We start from the raw sequence: 16626 nt of genomic DNA, 5'->3' as shown, positions 1-16626 counted from the left end.
GGTCGCGTCTGCAACCGTTGCCAGTCGCCGCAGTTGCGGTAAAGTAGCCGCCGTGTCCAGTCTGACGACCCCGCGTTCCTTCACTTCCGCTCGCCGTGCGTGGCGATGGTGGCCTGCAGCCGTCGTCCGCCCTGTCACCGAGTCCCGGAAGGAAAGCCGTCTTGATTACCCGCGAGCAGTTCCAGCGCTACGCCGCTGAAGGTCACACCCGCATCCCCGTCGTCCGCGAAGTGCTGTCCGACCTGGACACGCCGCTGTCGGTCTATCTCAAGCTCGCCGACGCCCCGCACACCTATCTGTTCGAATCGGTCGAAGGCGGCGAACGCTTCGGGCGCTACTCGATCATCGGCCTGCCGGTGCGCCGCGTGTACACCTTCCGCGGGCACACCCTGGACGTGCGCGACCATGGCGAGCTGATCGAGCGCCGCGAGGTCGCCGATCCCTTCGCCGAGGTCGAGGCGCTGCGCGCGCAGCATGTGGTGCCCAAGCTGGCGGGCGTGCCCGGTTTCACCGGCGGTCTGGTCGGCTGGTTCGGCTTCGAGTGCATCGGCTACATCGAGCCGCGCCTGGCCGGCGCCGTCGCCCGCGACGAGCTGGACACCCCGGACATCCTGCTGATGCTGTCCGAGGAAGTGGCGGTCTTCGACAACCTCAAGGGCCGCCTGTACCTGATCGTGCACGCCAACCCGGCCGAGGCCGACGCCTGGGAGCGCGCGCAGGCGCGCCTGGATGCGCTCACCACCACGCTGCGCCAGCCCGGCGCCGGCTACCCCGCGCCGCTGGCGCGCGACGTGCTGGACGAGAGCGACTTCGTCTCCGGCTTCACCCGCGAGGGCTTCATCGCCGCGGTGGAGAAATCCAAGGACTACATCCGCGCCGGCGACATCTTCCAGGTGGTGCTGAGCCAGCGCCTGAGCGTGCCGTTCACCGCGCGCCCGGTGGACGTGTACCGCGCGCTGCGCGCGCTGAACCCGTCGCCATACATGTATTTCCTCGATGTCGGCGACACCCAGGTGGTCGGCTCCTCGCCGGAGATCCTGGTGCGGCTGGAGAATGGCCAGGTCACCGTGCGCCCGATCGCCGGCACCCGGCCGCGCGGCAAGACTCCGGAAGAGGACCAGGCGCTGGAGGCGGAACTGCTCGCCGATCCGAAGGAACGCGCCGAGCACCTCATGCTGATCGACCTGGGCCGCAACGACGCCGGCCGGGTTTCGCAGGCCGGCAGCGTCGCCGTCGGCGAGCGCTTCGTGATCGAACGCTACAGCCATGTCATGCACATCGTCAGCGAAGTCACCGGCACCCTGCTGCCCGGCCTCAGCTATGCCGACGTGCTGCGCGCCACCTTCCCCGCCGGCACCGTCAGCGGCGCGCCGAAGATCCGCGCGCTGGAAGTCATTCGCGAGCTGGAGCCGATCAAGCGCAACGTCTACGCCGGCAGCATCGGCTACCTCGGCTGGCACGGCGACGCCGATACCGCCATCGCCATCCGCACCGCGGTGATCAAGCACGGCCGCCTGCACGTGCAGGCCGGCGCCGGCATCGTCTACGACTCCGATCCGCAGACCGAATGGGACGAGACGATGAACAAGGGCCGCGCGCTGTTCCGCGCGGTCGCCGAAGCGGCGAAGGGGCTGTGAGCGCCGCCGCGCCGCGGATCGGCTTCCGCAACGACTACAGCGAAGGTGCGCATCCGCGCCTGCTCGCCGCGCTGGCTGCGGCCAGCGCCGAGCAGAACGCCGGCTATGGCCTGGACCGGCACAGCGCACGTGCCGCGCAGCTGATCCGTGCCGAGATCGGCTGCGCCGAGGCCGACGTGCACCTGCTGGTCGGCGGCACCCAGACCAACCTCACCGCCATCGCCGCGTTCCTGCGCCCGCACCAGGCGGTGATCGCCGCGGCCTGCGGCCACATCGCCACCCACGAGACCGGCGCGATCGAGGCCACCGGGCACAAGGTGCTCACCGTGGACGCGGCCGACGGCCGGCTCACGCCGGAGCGGATCGCGCCGTTGCTGGCCGAGCACGGCAACGAGCACCTGGTGCAGCCGCGGCTGGTCTACGTGTCCAACACCACCGAGGTCGGCACGCTGTACCGCAGGCACGAGCTGCAGGCCTTGCGCGCATTCTGCGACGCACACGGCCTGCTGCTGTTCCTGGACGGCGCGCGCATCGGCAGCGCGCTCACCGCCGAGGGCAACGATCTGCGCATGGCCGACATCGCCGCGCTCACCGATGCGTTCTACATCGGCGGCACCAAGAATGGCGCGCTGCTCGGTGAGGCGCTGGTGATCCTCAACCCGGTGTTGAAAGCGGATTTCCGCTATCTGCTCAAGCAACGCGGCGCGCTGCTGGCCAAGGGTATGGTGCTGGGCACGCAGTTCGCCGCGCTGTTCGAGGATGGCCTGTTCTACGAACTGGCCGCGCACGCCAATCGCATGGCCGTGCGGCTGCGCGACGGGCTGGCCGCCGCTGGCGCGCAGTTCGCCTCGGACTCGCCGACCAACCAGCTGTTCGTGACCCTGCCCGCCGCGGACGTCGAGACGCTGGCACAGCGCTACGACTTCGAGCGCTGGCAGGTGCTGGGCGACGGCCGCTGGGTGATCCGCTTCGTCACCTCATGGGCGACGCAGGACACGGCAGTCGATACGTTGATCGCGGATTTCGCCGCGCTGCTCCACTCCGGCACGCAGCGTGCGGCCGGCTGACATTCCGCCAAGGAGAGGAAGATGAAAATCCGTACGCTTGTTGCCTGGGCCATTGCCGCGGTGCTGGCCTTGCCGGCCGTCGCCAGCGCGCAGGTCAACAGCCTGCCATCGCAGCCGCATCTGTTGGTGAAGGGCGCGGCCGAACGGGAGGTGATTCCTGATCGGTTCAATATCAAGTTGACGTTGGAAGCCGTCGATTTCGCGCCGGAAGCGGCGCGTTCGCGGGTACAGGAGGATGCGACGAGCGTCCTGTCTGCGTTCAAAAAGCATCACGCCCTGAGCAACAGCGTGCACGCGTCCACCTTGTCGATTGCGCCGGAGCGCCGCTACGAGAACGAGCGCGAGGTGTTCAAGGGAACCAAGGTGCAGCGCACCTTGTCCGCAGACTTTTCCACACTCGACGATGTACGCCAGTTCCTGGCCGGGTTGAAGACCAGCCAGTCGCTGCAGGTCTCAGCGATCACTCCTGCCTATAGCAAGGACGCGGAGGTGCGCGCCGAACTCAAGCGCCAGGCCGTCGAACAGACGCGTGTCTCGGCGCAAGAATTGGCACGCGCCTATGGAGTGTCGCTGGGCGGGCTGTACACGATTTCCACGGTCGCCCCCAACTTCGCCTACGGAATCCAGGCAGGCACCTGGCAAGGAGGGCGAAGCCAAGTTGGTGACGGCTACGGATACAGCCTGGACGCCATCCAAGTGACGGGCAACCGCGCGGCCGCGGCGCCACTGGCCGAATCCCTCGAAGCCGGCAGCCTCACCCTTTCCGAAAACGTCTATGCGGTCTTCCTGATCGCGCAATGAGTCCTTCGCCATGCTGCTGATGCTGGATAACTACGACAGCTTTACCTACAACCTCGTGCAGTACCTGCAGGCGCTCGGCGCCGAGGTCAAGGTGGTGCGCAACGATGCGCTCAGCGTGGACGAGATCGAGCGCCTGGCGCCCGAGCGCATCGTCATCTCGCCGGGGCCGTGCACGCCGAACGAGGCGGGGGTGTCGCTGCAACTGATCGAGCGGCTGGGCCAGCGCACACCGATCCTGGGCGTGTGCCTGGGCCACCAGAGCATCGGCCAGGTCTACGGCGGGCAGGTCGTGCGTGCCGGCACCATCATGCACGGCAAGACCTCGCGCATCCGCCACGAAGGCCGCGGCGTGTTCGCCGGCCTGCCGGACCGCTACGAGGCCACCCGCTACCACTCGCTGGTGGTGGAGAAGACCACGCTGCCGGACTGCCTGGAAGTGACGGCCTGGACCGAATACGACGACGGCACGGTGGAGGAGATCATGGGCCTGCGCCATCGCCAGTTCCCGGTCGAGGGCGTGCAGTTCCATCCCGAGTCCATCCTCACCGAGCATGGCCACGCCTTGCTGAAGAACTTCCTGGAGCGCTGAGCGCGCCGCGCCGGCGTCGCCCGCCTTCCGTCACTGCCGGACCCTGCCGATGCACGAGCGCACCGACGCCTTCCATTTCTACGAACCGGCCAACGGCCACGGCTTGCCGCACGATCCGTTCAACGCCATCGTCGGGCCGCGGCCGATCGGCTGGATCGGTTCGCGCGGCGCCGACGGCATCGCCAACCTGGCGCCCTACAGCTTCTTCAACGCCTTCAACTACGTCCCGCCGATCGTCGGCTTCGCCAGCATCGGCTGGAAGGACAGCGTGCGTAACATCGAGGCCACGGGCGAGTTCACCTGGAACCTGGCCACGCGGCCGCTGGCCGAGGCGATGAACGCCAGTTCCGCCGCGGTGGCGCCGGAGGTGGACGAGTTTGCCCTGGCCGGCCTGACCGCCGCGCCCTCGCGCCTGATCGCGGCGCCGCGGGTGGCCGCCAGCCCGGTCAGCTTCGAATGCCGGCTCAGCCAGTTGCTGCCGCTGCAGAGCGCACGCGGCGAGCCGATCCAGACCTGGCTGGTGCTGGGCGAGGTGGTCGGCGTGCACATCGCCGAGCACGCCCTGCAGGACGGCATCTACGACCCGGCCGCGGTCGCCACCCTGCTGCGCGCCGGCGGCCCGGCCGACTACTTCGAGGTGCTGGCGCAAGGGCGCCTGCGCATGCCGCGGCCGACGCAGGCGCGCTGACCCGCGCCGCCGCCTTCCTCATTCGCCTAACCGCAGACCGTCTTCGCCATGACCATCACCCCCCAGCAAGCCCTGCAACGCACCATCGAGCACCGCGAGATCTTCCACGACGAGATGGTCGCGCTGATGCGGCAGATCATGCGCGGGGAGGTCTCGCCGATGATGACCGCGGCCATCCTCACCGGCTTGCGGGTCAAGAAGGAAACGGTCGGCGAGATCGCCGGCGCGGCGCTGGTGATGCGCGAGTTCTCACGCACCGTGCCGGTCGCCGACCGCACCCACATGGTCGACATCGTCGGCACCGGCGGCGACGGCTCGCACACGTTCAACATCTCCACCTGCGCAATGTTCGTCGCCGCCGCAGCCGGCGCCAAGGTCGCCAAGCACGGCAACCGCAGCGTCTCCTCCAAGTCCGGCAGCGCCGACGCGCTGGAGGCGCTGGGCGCGGCGATCGAACTGCAGCCCGAGCAGGTGGCGCAGGCACTGGCGGCCACCGGCATCGGCTTCATGTTCGCGCCCGTGCACCATCCGGCGATGAAGGTCGTGGCGCCGGTGCGGCGCGAGATGGGCGTGCGCACCATCTTCAACATCCTCGGTCCGCTGACCAATCCGGCCGGCGCGCCGAACATCCTGATGGGCGTGTTCCACCCCGACCTGGTCGGCATCCAGGCACGCGTGCTGCAGGAACTGGGCGCCGAGCGCGCGCTGGTGGTGTGGGGCCGCGACGACATGGACGAGCTCTCGCTCGGCGCCGGCACCCTGGTCGGCGAACTGCGCGACGGCCAGGTCCGCGAGTACGAAGTGCACCCGGAGGACTTCGGCATCGCCATGTCGGCCAGCCGCAACCTCAAGGTCGCCGACGCTGCCGAATCGATGGCGATGCTGCGCGCGGTGCTCGACAACGTGCCCGGCCCGGCGCTGGACATCGTCGCCTTCAACGCCGGCGCGGCGCTGTACGTGGCCGGCCTGGCCGCCGACATCGGTGCCGGCATCGCCCTGGCGCGTGCGGCCATCGCCGACGGCCGCGCGCGGGCCAAGCTGGAGGCCTACGTGGCCTGCACCCGCGGCTTGGCCGGGCTGGACTGAACCGCCTTCGCCAGCGCCCGATCCCGGTTCTCACCCCCGACACCCTGCATCGCCGATAATCCGGCCATCCCCCAGGATTCCCACCGCATGAGCAGCGACATTCTCCGCACCATCCTCGCGCGCAAGGCCGACGAGATCGCCGAGCGCAGCGCGCGCGTGCCGCTGGCCGAGCTGGTCGCCCGGGCCGAGGCCATGCCGCCCACCCGCGGCTTCGCCCGCGCGCTGCAGGCGGCCATCGCCAACGGCGACCCGGCGGTGATCGCCGAGGTCAAGAAGGCCAGCCCGTCCAAGGGCGTGATCCGCCCGGACTTCCACCCGGCCGACATCGCGGTCAGCTACGAGTTCGGCGGCGCGGCCTGCCTGTCGGTGCTGACCGACGAGGATTTCTTCCAGGGCCACGACCGCTATCTGCAGCAGGCGCGCGATGCCTGCACCCTGCCGGTGCTGCGCAAGGACTTCACCATCGATCCGTACCAGGTGTACGAGGCGCGCACGCTCGGCGCCGACTGCATCCTGCTGATCGTGGCCGCACTGGACGACCTGCAACTGGCCGAGCTGTCGTCGCTGGCGCTGCAACTGGGCATGGACGTGCTGGTGGAAGTGCACGACATCGACGAACTGGAGCGCGCGCTGCAGGTGCCGGCGCCGCTGATCGGCATCAACAACCGCAACCTGCGCACCTTCGAGGTGTCGCTGCAGACCACCCTGTCGATGCAGAACGCGGTGCCGCGCGACCGCCTGCTGGTCACCGAAAGCGGCATCCTCGGCCCGGACGACGTGGCGCTGATGCGCGGCGCCGGCGTGCACGCTTTCCTGGTCGGCGAGGCGTTCATGCGCGCCGAGGAGCCGGGCGAGGCGCTGCGCCAGCTGTTCTTCGCGGCATGAGCGGGCAGGCACCGAGTCCGTACCCGCTGCCGCGCGTCGACGCGCCGCTGGTGGTGTTCGATTTCGACCACACCCTGTACGACGGCGACTCCGGCAGCCATCTGTTCGCCTGGCTGATCAAGCGCAATCCGCTGCGCCTGGCCGCCGCGGTGCTGGCCACGCCGTTGCTGGGGCCGCTGGTGGCGATGCTGCCGACCCGCCGCACCGGCATCTCCGGCTACGTCTGGATCGCCAGCTTCGGCCTGCGCCGCGCCCGCGAGTTCAACCGCATCATCGACCAGTACGTGCTGCAGCATCAGGCGCAGATCCGCCAGCGGCTGCTGCCGCAGGCGCTGGAGGTGTTCGCCCGGCACCGTGCCGCCGGCGATCGCGTGGTGGTCGCCACCGGCGCGCCGCCGGAACTGGCGCGCGCCATTCTCGGCTTCGTCGCGCACCAGGACGTGCCGGTGGTCGGCAGTCTGATCGGCCCGCGCCTGGGCGCGGTCACCGCCACGCGTCACTGCCACAATGAGGAAAAGATGCGCATGCTGCGCGAACTGGGCTACGGCGAGATCGCCATGGCCTATTCCGACAGCACCGCCGATCTGCCGCTGCTGCAGGCCGCGGCCGCGCCGGTGGTGGTCAATCCCAAGCACGGCGCGGTGGCGGTGTTCCGCCGGCTGTTGCCGTCCGGCACGCCGATCCTCAACTGGGGCTGCCGCGACCGCGCCGGCGACGCTGGCGGTTCCCGCTAGGGCGCGCCGTGGTGGGGAAGGCCGGCGATCAGCCGCCGGCCCCGCGGTAAGCGCTGTCGCTGCCCACCAAGGCGTGGTGCAGCGGCGCGACCCACTGGCCGCGATCGATGTCGTAGGCGCCGAAGCTGCCCTCGAATTCCCAGTACGCCCAGGCGAAATGGCGTTTCTCGGCGGCGTTGACCACCGCCACCGTCCAGGCCAGGCGATCGGCCGGCGGCGCCTGCTCGTAGGCACCGAACTCGCCCAGCAGCACCTGCCGATGGTGCGCCTTGGCCCAGGCCGCGATGCGGTCGAATTCGCCGTACAGCTTGGTCCGGTCGGCCGCACTGCCCCAGCTCACGCCGGTGTGGTCGCGGATGTCCGCCGGAGCCCACGGCGCGCCCTGATGGGTGAAGCGGAACGGGTTGTAGTAGTGCACGGTGACCAGCAGGTGCGCATCGTCGTCGGGCAGGCGTAGGCTGTCGAGCGCGGTGAAGGAATTGCTGCTGGCCGGACCCACCACCACCGTGCGGGTCGGGTTGTCGCGGCGGATGATCTGCAGCGCATCGCGCAGCAGATCGTTCCACGCCGCGCTGGTCATCTGGCCGTTGGGCTCGTTGAGGATCTCGAACAGCACCGACGGCGGCGCGTGGCGGTAGCGCGGGGCGATCTGGCTCCAGAACGCCAGCAGCCTGGTCCGGCACACCGCCGCGTCGGCGGCGCAGGGGTGGAAGTCGTGTTCGTCCAGGATCACGTTCAGGCCCGCAGCGGTGGCCTGGTCGACCACCGTGTCCAGCGTCTTCAGCCATGTAGGGTCGAGCCGGTTGTCCGCGTCCATGTGCGCGAATGCCTGCAGGTTGACCCGCACCGTGCGGAAGCCGCCGTCGCGGATCGTGCGGTACAGCGGCGGGCGGAAGCGCGCCTTCGCCGGGTCGTTCCACAGCGGGTCGTAGCCGAGGATGTTGACCCCGCGCCCGAGCCGGGCGAAGGCGTCGTCGGCCCGTGCGCGCGGCGCAGGCAGCGCCAGACACAACAAGGCCAGGAGCGATGGGATGGCACGCATGGCGGTCTCGCGGGGCAGGGGAGTGGCGAGACGCGCGGCCATCGGCGGCGGCGTCCCGGCCGCGATCATCGCGCGGCGCGCCCCGGCAAAAGCGAACGCGGCCTGACCGCAGATCGGGTCACCAGCGCAACAGCTTCAGGCGCCGCGGAGACCGCCTTTGCGAATCCCCAATCCCGACTCCCAAATCCCGGGCGTCAGCCCACCCAGCGATACAGCGCCCCACCCACCTGATACAGGCTGATGCCCAGCACCAGCAGGCCCACCGCCACCAGCACCCAGCGCTCGCGCACCCGCTTGACCAGCAACGCCGCCAGCGGCGCGGCGAGCATGCCGCCGACCAGCAGGCCGAGCACGATGTCCAGGTGCTGCACGCCCATGGTCAGCAGGAAGGTCAGCGAGATCGACAGCGTCACCAGGAACTCGGCGGCGTTGACCGTGCCGATGGTGGTGCGGGCCTGGCCGCCGTGGGCGAGCAGGGTCGAGGTCGCCACCGGGCCCCATCCGCCACCGCCGCTGGCGTCCAGCAGGCCGGCGACGAAACCCAGCAGCGGCACCCGCCGCACCTCGCGGCGCGGCAGCGCACGGCCGGCCGCGCGCAGCAGGATCAGCACCGCCAGGGCGAGCAGGTACAGATAGACGAAGGGGCGGATCAGCTCGCCCGGCAGTTGCGTCAGCACGTAGGCGCCGGCGATGCCGCCGACCATGCCCGGCAACGCCAGGCGCAGGAACAGCCGCTTGTCGACATTGCCCAGGGCCAGGTGCGACAGGCCCGAGGCGCCGGTGGTGAACACCTCGGCGCTGTGCACGCTGGCGCTGACCACCGCCGGCGGCAGGCCCAGGCTCAGCAGGACCGAGGACGAGACCAGGCCGAAGGCCATGCCCAGCGCGCCGTCCACCAGCTGGGCGGCCAGGCCGACCAGCACGAACCAGTAGAAGGTCTCGCTCAGCACCCTCGTGCCGGGCCTATCGCCCCATGGCGGTCAGCGCGCGCCGTACAGCACCACGGTCTTGCCGCGGGCATGCAGGATGCCGTCGACCTGCAGCTTCTTCAGCACCCGGCCGGCCATCTCGCGCGAGCAGCCGACCAGCCGCGCCAATTCCTGCCGCGACACGCGCAACTGCATGCCCTGCGGATGGCTCATCGCCTCCGGCTCCTGGGCCAGGTCGTGCAGGGTGCGCACGATGCGGTCGGTGACGTCCAGGAACGCCAGGCGGCTGGCCTTGCGCGAGGTGTCCAGCAGGCGCTTGGACAGCTGCACGCCGATCGCGTACAGCACCCGCGGCGCATCGGACGACAGCGAGCCCAGGAACAGCTGGTGCAGGCGCTCGTAGCTGATCTCGGCCAGTTCGCAGGGCGTGCGGGTGCGCAGGATCACCTCGCGCTGGTCGGACTCGATGAACAGGCCCATCTCGCCGACGAACTCGCCGCTGCCGAAATAGCCCAGCACCAACTCGCGGTCGTCATCTTCCTCGGCGATGATGCTGACCGAGCCGCTGACGACGTAGTAGAGGGTGCCGGCCGGGTCGCCAGGCCTGAACACATCCGTCCGCGCCGGATAGCGGCGACGGTGGCTGTGGGCCAGGAAGCGGTCGATGGTGGCGGTGTCCAACGTCAGAGGACTTGGAGCGATGCGCACAGGTGCTGCAGTGGATGTGTTTCCGGGGCTCATGGCGGCTTCGCTACGGCGTAATTCCCGAAGCTTAACGGGACGCGTTCGCGGCGGCAAACAAGAGACGGACGCCACGTTTCGCAGCGGAGCCATTTGGCTCATAATTGAGTGTCTTTCCCCACCCACTTCCAGAGGATCCACGCCGTGGTCAAGCCGTTGCCTCGCCTGAGGCTGCAAGGTTTCAACAACCTCACCAAGGCGTTGAGCTTCAACATCTACGACGTCTGCTACGCGATCTCCGAAGAGGAGCGCCAGCGCTACATCGAGTACATCGACGAGCAGTACGACGCCGACCGCCTGACCCAGATCCTCACCGATGTGGCCGAGATCATCGGCGCCAACATCCTCAACATCGCGCGCCAGGACTACGATCCGCAGGGCGCCTCGGTGACGATCCTGATCTCCGAAGAGCCGGTCATCGACAAGAAGGCCGCCGGCAAGGAGATCATTTCCGATGCCGTGGTCGCGCACATGGACAAGAGCCACATCACCGTCCATACCTACCCGGAAACCCATCCGCAGCACGGTATCGCCACGTTCCGCGCCGACATCGACGTCGCCACCTGCGGCGTCATTTCGCCGCTGAAGGCCCTTAATTACCTGATCGAGAGCCTGGAATCGGACATCGTGATCATGGATTACCGCGTGCGCGGCTTCACCCGCGACGTGAAGGGCAAGAAGCACTACATCGACCACAAGATCAACTCGATCCAGAACTTCCTGGCCAAGAACGTCAAGTCGCGCTACGAGATGTTCGACGTCAACGTCTATCAGGAGAACATCTTCCACACCAAGATGCACCTGAAGGACTTCGACCTGGACCAGTACCTGTTCGAGGAGAAGGCCAAGAACCTCTCGTTCAAGGAGCGCATGCGCATCGAGGCGCTGCTCAAGCGCGAGATCGAGGAGCTGTTCCACGGGCGCAATCTGTCCGAGTAAGCAGCCTCCACACCGGCGGGACGACCCGCCCGCAGCCTGCGCTGCGACCCCTGCCGACGGCGGCCCGATGTGCAGACATCGGGCCGTTTTCGTTTTCATTTGTCTACGGAGAAAGACAATGCCCTGGATCTACCTGTTGCTGGCCGGCCTGTTCGAGATCGGCTTCGCCCTCGGCCTCAAGTACAGCGAAGGCTTCACCCGGCTGTGGCCGTCCCTGGGGACCATGGCCGGTGCCGGCCTCAGCCTGTGGCTGCTGACCCAGGCGCTCAAGCACATCCCGCTGGGCACCGCCTATGCGATCTGGACCGGCATCGGTGCGCTGGGCACGGCCGTGCTCGGCGTGGTCCTGTTCGGCGACAGCGCCTCGCCGGCGCGGCTGGCCTGCATCGGCCTGATCGTGGCCGGGGTGATCGGCCTGAAGCTGGTCGCGCACTGAGCAGTGCGCGCAGGAACTCAGGCGGCGGCGATGCGGCGTCGGGTCAGCACCCGGCCGATCAGCAGCCGGTGCGCCACCACCGCCAGCAGGGCGGCGATCGACAGCGCGATCATCGCGCGGGTGAACACGCTGCCGAGGTTGCCGGCATGCTGCAACTGGTCCAGCCGCCCGAAGCGCGCGGGGTCGGCGTTGGCGTAGGCGATCTCGACGGTGGCGCCGTCCAGCAGCAGCGGCGCGGCCTCGGCGCCGCTGGCCTCGAAGGCGCCACTGTGCAGCCGGCCCCTGCTCTCGAACACATAGTGGAAGCGGTAGCGCACCAGCGGCTCGGTCTGCACGCCGAAGGCGCCATCGGCGATCACCGGCACGGTCGCCACCGAATGGTCGCGCAGGATCGCGCTGGCCTGGCGGTAATCGCCAAGCAGGTGGTGCAACAAGGTGCCGCCGCCGATCGCGAACAGGGTCGCGAACAGCAGGCGCGACAACCAGCGGGTGCGTGGCGATGGCAGGTGGAGCGTGGATGCGGGCATGGCAGTCGGCAGGCGGAGCGCACGCGGGCGCGGCTCGGCACGGGTACATCGGTGGCTGCGGCACATGGCGGTGCTGCGGCCGGAACGGCGTGCGCCGACGTGGAATCAGTCAGCGTTCGTTCACTTTACCCCCATCGGGCCGGCAATGCCAGTCGGCCCATCGCCGGCCCGACCGGCGGGCGGCTACAGCCGATAGGCGACGGCCTTCATCAGCCGCGAGGCGGCGGCCATCACCGTGGGGATCGGCGGCGGCAGGCGCCGTGCGCCGGCCTGTTCGGCATGCTCGGCGTGGCGGGCCTCGTCGGCCTTCATCACTTTCAGCACGTCGCGGCTGCGCAGGTCGGCCGGCGGCAGGGTCTGCAGGTGTTCGTCCAGGTGCGCCTCGACCTGGCGCTCGGTCTCGACCACGAAGCCCAGGTTCCAGCCGTCGCCACGCAGTCCGGCCAGGGTGCCGATCGCGTAGCTGCCGGCGTACCACAGCGGATTGAACAGGCTGGGGCGGCTGTCCAGTTCGCGCAGCCGCGCCGCGCACCAGGCCAGGTGGTCGGTCTCTTCCTGCGCCGCCTCCAGCAGGTGCGCACGGGTGGCCGGATCGCGCGCGACCGCGGCCTGGCCGAAATACAGGCCCTGGGCGCAGACCTCGCCGACGTGGTTGATGCGCATCAGGCCCGCGGCATGGCGGCGCTCGTCCGGCGCCAGCACCACATCGGCGGTGGCCGCGGCCGGGTAGGGGCGCTGCGCCGGCGGGTCTCCGAACACGGTCTCCAGCGCGCGCTGGGCCTCGACCAGGGCGCGATCGAGCGGGGAATGCTGGCGGCTGGTCGTCATGGGGGAAGCCCGGAAGCGGTGGGGATCCCGATTTTCGCCCCCGGCCGACGCACTGCCAAGCGCGCCGCCCGCCCGATCTGCGCCGGTCATGGGTGGACTTGCGCGGGGCGGCCGGGCCGCGTAGAATTTCGCCTCTTGCGTTTTTGCAATTCACAACGCGTGGCAAAGTTCCGGCCGTTCGCTGCAGGAATCCGCCCGACCAACCGAGTCTGATCATGAGCACCTTCACTGCTAAGTCCGAGACCGTCCAGCGCGACTGGTATCTCGTCGACGCCGCCGGCAAAACGCTGGGCCGGCTTTCCACCGAACTGGCCCGCCGCCTGCGCGGCAAGCACAAGCCGGTCTACACCCCGCACGTCGATACCGGCGATTACCTGGTGGTGATCAACGCCGAGAAGATCGTCGTCACCGGCAACAAGCTCAAGGACAAGAAGTATCACCGCTTCACCGGCTACATCGGCAACCTGAAGACCGAGAGCCTGGAGCAGGCGCTGGAGCGCCACCCGGAGCGCGTGATCGAGATCGCGGTCAAGGGCATGCTGCCCAAGGGCCCGCTGGGCCGCGCGATGTACCGCAAGCTCAAGGTCTATTCCGGTGCGGAGCATCCGCACGCCGCTCAGCAGCCGCAGGTTCTGGATATCTAATCATGGCGATTTCGCAAAACTACGGCACTGGCCGCCGCAAGTCCTCCACCGCCCGCGTGTTCCTGCGCAAGGGCACCGGCAACATCTCCGTCAACGGCCGTCCGCTGGACGAGTTCTTCGGCCGCGAGACCGCGCGCATGATCGTGCGCCAGCCGCTGGAGCTGACCAAGAACACCGAAAGCTTCGACATCCTGGTCACCGCCACCGGCGGCGGCACCACCGGCCAGGCCGGTGCGATCCGTCTGGGCATCGCCCGTGCGCTGGTCGAGTACGACGAAACCCTGAAGACCGAGCTGCGCAAGGCCGGCTTCATGACCCGCGACGCCCGCGAAGTCGAGCGTAAGAAGGTCGGTCTGCACAAGGCCCGTCGCGCCACCCAGTTCTCCAAGCGCTGATCCATCGCGCCTGGCGTGGGTTCCCTCGGGAACCCGCTGGGACCAAGCAAAAGCCCGGCTTCGGCCGGGCTTTTGTCGTTCTGGGTCCGTGGTTTGTGTTGGCTGGCAGCATGTGTGTGCCGCCGCGGGTTTGGCGCGAACAGTATTCGGGCGATTGCCCGTCTCCGTCTGGCTTGGGGACTCGGCGTCGCCGCAAAAGATTCATGTCTGCAGAGCTACAGGTCTGCAGAGCCAGGGCCGCGTGTGTCTCGTCGGCATGGGGTGAATGAGTTCGTTTCGTCAGCGCCCGCTTCGGTGGATCGAATTCCATCTGGTGGAGTAGCCCCCTTGGAGTCCAAGGGGGCGCGCCGACAGGCGCGGGGATGTGGAAGCGGAAGGGCTGGGGCCCACATCTTGCGCAGCAAGATGTGGGGCGTAGGCGCGAAGCGCCTGCGCAAACCCCGCGCCAAACAAAAAAGAAGGCCGATCTTTCGATCGGCCTTCTTTTTTTGTTTGGCTGCCCCGGATGGATTCGAACCACCGAATGCCTGAGTCAGAGTCAGGTGCCTTACCGCTTGGCGACGGGGCAATGTGGACTGCAAGTATCGCACGCCTTGGGCGTACACACCATGGTGGCTATGGGTGGACTCGAACCACCGACCCCAGCATTATGAGTGCTGTGCTCTAACCGGCTGAGCTACATAGCCCTGGTGAACCGCCAATTCTTATGGAGAAGCGGGCGGCTGTCAACGGGTTTCTGCGCTGCTTGTGGCCCGGCCGCAGCCATGGCAGAGTCGGAGCCAGTAGATTTTTCAGGAGTCCGCATCGTGATCGATCCGGACGGCTATCGACCGAACGTAGGCATCGTGCTGATGCGGCCGGATGGTCAGGTGTTCTGGGCACGCCGTGTGCGCCGGGACGGCTGGCAGTTCCCGCAAGGCGGCATGAACACCGACGAGACCCCGGTGGAGGCCATGTACCGCGAGTTGCGCGAAGAAACCGGGCTGTTGCCCGAGCATGTGGAAGTGCTCGGCGCCACCCCCGGTTGGCTGCGCTATCGCCTGCCCAGCCGGGCCATCCGCCGCAACGAGCGCCAGGTCTGCATCGGCCAGAAGCAGGTCTGGTTCCTGCTGCGGATGCAGTGCGACGAGAGCCAGCTGAACCTGGAACTGACCGAGACGCCGGAGTTCGACCACTGGCGCTGGGTCGATTTCTGGTACCCGGTGGAGCATGTCGTGCTGTTCAAGCGCGGCGTCTACGCGCGGGCGCTGCGCCATCTGGCGCCGCTGGCGCAGACCATCGCCGGCGCCGGCATCCGCGCCATGCCGACCCTGGCCCAGGAGGCCTGGCTGCCGGGCAATACCGCCGGCCACGACCGGCCGCGCAAGCGTCCACGCAAGCGCGGCGGGCCCTGGGCGGCGCGGATTAATAACGATTAACGGGCGGAATTGACAACCATTCTCACTTTGGTTTGAATGGCGGCAGGCGCAGTCCGCGCCGTCCGCCGCCAAGCCCGCCGTGTACGTCTGCATCTGCAATGGGGTCACCGATCGACAGATCCGCGAAGCCGCCGAAGCCGGCTGCCGCAGCGTTTCCGAACTGACCATGCGCACGGGCTGCGGCGCCACCTGCGGCTCCTGCCTGGACATGGCCAGCGATGTGCTCGAGCGCGCACTGAGCCGCGAACTGCCGTTGCCTGTGCTTGTTGGCGGCCTCGCCCGCGCCGCCTGAGTCCATCGCCGCGCTGCGGCGCGGGATGATCACGATTCGCGTTCCTTCACGTCGCGGCGCGATTCGCTAGAGTCTGCGCTTTCCGGATCTACGCGAGCGACATCATGAAGGGCGACAGCAAAGTCATCGAGTTCCTCAACAAGGTCCTCTACAACGAGCTGACCGCGATCAACCAGTACTTCTTGCACGCCAAGATGCTGAAGAACTGGGGCCTGAAGGAACTGGCCGAGCACGAGTACAAGGAATCCATCGACGAGATGAAGCACGCCGACAAGCTGGCGGACCGCATCCTGTTCCTCGAGGGGCTCCCCAACTTCCAGGCGCTGGGCAAGCTGCGCATCGGCGAGAACCCCAAGGAAATCCTCGAGTGCGACCTGGCGCTGGAGCAGGACGGCACGGTCACGCTGCGCGAGGGCATCGCCTACGCCGAATCTATCCAGGACTACGTCAGCCGCCAACTGCTGGCCGACATCCTGGAGTCGGAAGAAGAGCACATCGACTGGCTGGAAACCCAGCTCGACCTGATCGATCGCATCGGCGAGCCGAACTACCTGCTGACCAAGCTCGACGACTGAATCGTCGGTGCATGACAGCGCAGCGCCGGCCTGGGCCTCGCCGCGATCGAGCGTGTTCGCTGCTGCAGGCAGGGACTGCGTGGGCCCCGCCGTACACGAGCGGGAACGGCTTCAGCCGCGATGCGGTGTCAGTGAAGCGTCGCGGTTGAAGCCGCCCCTACAGAATCGAACAAGCGGCTGAATTGCGCTGCCTCAGCTATGTGCGATCACAGACCCCGATTGTGCGAGAAGGGACAGGTCGGGAAGGCGCATCGCGACGCCCATGTCATCACCGCGTCGCTCTTGTGCCGTAGGAGCGGCTTCAGCCGCGACGCGTGGCAATCAGAAGCCGCGGCGGATCCGGAAAGCGACAAGCGCCGTTCGCCACGCGGGC

The 16626-nt window shown here is 68.3% G+C and carries 20 protein-coding genes and 2 tRNA genes; 15 read left to right on the top strand and 7 right to left on the bottom strand.

Annotated elements, in window-relative coordinates; all coding sequences use genetic code 11:
* Nucleotides 1-161: 161 nt before the first annotated feature.
* From trpE to J7357_RS03915, 8 genes are all read left to right on the top strand, one after another.
* A complete protein-coding gene (gene trpE, locus J7357_RS03950; protein ID WP_209244961.1) occupies nt 162-1637 on the top strand; it encodes an anthranilate synthase component I in 1476 nt (491 codons plus the stop codon).
* On the top strand, nt 1634-2704 hold the full coding sequence (locus J7357_RS03945; protein ID WP_209244960.1) for an aminotransferase class I/II-fold pyridoxal phosphate-dependent enzyme: 1071 nt from the start codon (nt 1634-1636) through the stop codon (nt 2702-2704). Before trpE ends, J7357_RS03945 begins: the two co-directional genes overlap by 4 nt.
* A gap of 21 nt (nt 2705-2725) precedes the next feature.
* Nucleotides 2726-3505, top strand: a complete 780-nt coding sequence (locus J7357_RS03940) for an SIMPL domain-containing protein (protein WP_244667254.1) — start codon at nt 2726-2728, stop codon at nt 3503-3505.
* 10 nt (nt 3506-3515) lie between these two features.
* Complete coding sequence (locus J7357_RS03935; protein WP_209244959.1) at nt 3516-4094, top strand: aminodeoxychorismate/anthranilate synthase component II; 579 nt, start codon at nt 3516-3518, stop codon at nt 4092-4094.
* A gap of 49 nt (nt 4095-4143) precedes the next feature.
* Entirely contained in the window at nt 4144-4782 is a 639-nt protein-coding gene (locus tag J7357_RS03930) for a flavin reductase family protein (protein WP_209244958.1), read from the top strand.
* 48 nt (nt 4783-4830) lie between these two features.
* Entirely contained in the window at nt 4831-5868 is a 1038-nt protein-coding gene (gene trpD / locus J7357_RS03925) for an anthranilate phosphoribosyltransferase (RefSeq protein ID WP_209244957.1), read from the top strand.
* A gap of 87 nt (nt 5869-5955) precedes the next feature.
* A complete protein-coding gene (gene trpC / locus J7357_RS03920) occupies nt 5956-6753 on the top strand; it encodes an indole-3-glycerol phosphate synthase TrpC (RefSeq protein ID WP_010341411.1) in 798 nt (265 codons plus the stop codon).
* The gene (locus tag J7357_RS03915) at nt 6750-7487 is read left to right on the top strand and encodes a haloacid dehalogenase-like hydrolase (RefSeq protein ID WP_209244956.1); all 738 of its coding nucleotides are present in this window, start codon (nt 6750-6752) and stop codon (nt 7485-7487) included. The genes trpC and J7357_RS03915 overlap by 4 nt, the downstream gene beginning before the upstream one ends.
* Before the next feature lie 28 nt (nt 7488-7515).
* On the opposite strand, the gene J7357_RS03910 is transcribed toward J7357_RS03915, so the two are convergent.
* The 3 genes from J7357_RS03910 to crp form a co-directional block, all read right to left on the bottom strand.
* Nucleotides 7516-8529, bottom strand: coding sequence for a glycoside hydrolase family 5 protein (locus J7357_RS03910; RefSeq protein ID WP_244667253.1), 1014 nt, complete (start codon nt 8527-8529; stop codon nt 7516-7518).
* Between the two features lie 194 nt (nt 8530-8723).
* Nucleotides 8724-9479: a sulfite exporter TauE/SafE family protein gene (locus tag J7357_RS03905; RefSeq protein WP_209244954.1), complete on the bottom strand. Its 756-nt coding sequence runs from the start codon at nt 9477-9479 to the stop codon at nt 8724-8726.
* Between the two features lie 30 nt (nt 9480-9509).
* On the bottom strand, nt 9510-10199 hold the full coding sequence (gene crp / locus J7357_RS03900; RefSeq protein ID WP_010341415.1) for a cAMP-activated global transcriptional regulator CRP: 690 nt from the start codon (nt 10197-10199) through the stop codon (nt 9510-9512).
* Between the two features lie 144 nt (nt 10200-10343).
* On the opposite strand from crp, the gene speD reads away from it, so the two are divergent.
* On the top strand, nt 10344-11138 hold the full coding sequence (speD, locus tag J7357_RS03895) for an adenosylmethionine decarboxylase (RefSeq protein ID WP_017910332.1): 795 nt from the start codon (nt 10344-10346) through the stop codon (nt 11136-11138).
* Between the two features lie 118 nt (nt 11139-11256).
* Nucleotides 11257-11574 (top strand): quaternary ammonium compound efflux SMR transporter SugE, encoded by a 318-nt coding sequence (gene sugE, locus J7357_RS03890; RefSeq protein ID WP_019799697.1) that lies wholly within the window; start codon nt 11257-11259, stop codon nt 11572-11574.
* Between the two features lie 17 nt (nt 11575-11591).
* Here the strand turns inward: sugE and J7357_RS03885 are convergent, their stop codons facing one another.
* Nucleotides 11592-12101 carry a hypothetical protein gene (locus tag J7357_RS03885; RefSeq protein WP_234006518.1) on the bottom strand — a complete coding sequence of 170 codons (510 nt, stop codon included), beginning with the start codon at nt 12099-12101 and terminating at the stop codon, nt 11592-11594.
* Between the two features lie 183 nt (nt 12102-12284).
* The gene (gene coq7 / locus J7357_RS03880; protein ID WP_010341419.1) at nt 12285-12929 is read right to left on the bottom strand and encodes a 2-polyprenyl-3-methyl-6-methoxy-1,4-benzoquinone monooxygenase; all 645 of its coding nucleotides are present in this window, start codon (nt 12927-12929) and stop codon (nt 12285-12287) included.
* A 215-nt stretch (nt 12930-13144) separates the two neighbouring features.
* On the opposite strand from coq7, the gene rplM reads away from it, so the two are divergent.
* Nucleotides 13145-13573: a 50S ribosomal protein L13 gene (gene rplM / locus J7357_RS03875; RefSeq protein ID WP_010341420.1), complete on the top strand. Its 429-nt coding sequence runs from the start codon at nt 13145-13147 to the stop codon at nt 13571-13573.
* A gap of 2 nt (nt 13574-13575) precedes the next feature.
* The gene (gene rpsI, locus J7357_RS03870) at nt 13576-13968 is read left to right on the top strand and encodes a 30S ribosomal protein S9 (RefSeq protein ID WP_010341421.1); all 393 of its coding nucleotides are present in this window, start codon (nt 13576-13578) and stop codon (nt 13966-13968) included.
* A gap of 493 nt (nt 13969-14461) precedes the next feature.
* Here the strand turns inward: rpsI and J7357_RS03865 are convergent.
* Both J7357_RS03865 and J7357_RS03860 read right to left on the bottom strand, forming a co-directional pair.
* Nucleotides 14462-14536: transfer RNA gene (locus tag J7357_RS03865), tRNA-Gln, on the bottom strand.
* Between the two features lie 41 nt (nt 14537-14577).
* Nucleotides 14578-14654, bottom strand: a tRNA-Met gene (locus tag J7357_RS03860).
* A gap of 120 nt (nt 14655-14774) precedes the next feature.
* On the opposite strand from J7357_RS03860, the gene J7357_RS03855 reads away from it, so the two are divergent.
* The 3 genes from J7357_RS03855 (at nt 14775) to bfr (ending at nt 16253) form a co-directional block, all read left to right on the top strand.
* Nucleotides 14775-15386 (top strand): RNA pyrophosphohydrolase, encoded by a 612-nt coding sequence (locus tag J7357_RS03855; RefSeq protein ID WP_048489306.1) that lies wholly within the window; start codon nt 14775-14777, stop codon nt 15384-15386.
* Nucleotides 15387-15465: 79 nt separating this feature from the next.
* Nucleotides 15466-15678, top strand: a complete 213-nt coding sequence (locus tag J7357_RS03850; protein WP_209244953.1) for a (2Fe-2S)-binding protein — start codon at nt 15466-15468, stop codon at nt 15676-15678.
* A gap of 104 nt (nt 15679-15782) precedes the next feature.
* Nucleotides 15783-16253 carry a bacterioferritin gene (gene bfr / locus J7357_RS03845; protein ID WP_017910327.1) on the top strand — a complete coding sequence of 157 codons (471 nt, stop codon included), beginning with the start codon at nt 15783-15785 and terminating at the stop codon, nt 16251-16253.
* The last annotated feature ends 373 nt before the right edge of the window (nt 16254-16626 follow it).

Source organism: Xanthomonas sp. D-109, assembly GCF_017746095.1.
In the GTDB taxonomy this organism is placed as follows: domain Bacteria; phylum Pseudomonadota; class Gammaproteobacteria; order Xanthomonadales; family Xanthomonadaceae; genus Xanthomonas_A; species Xanthomonas_A sacchari.
This window is presented reverse-complemented; position numbering and strand designations above follow the sequence as displayed.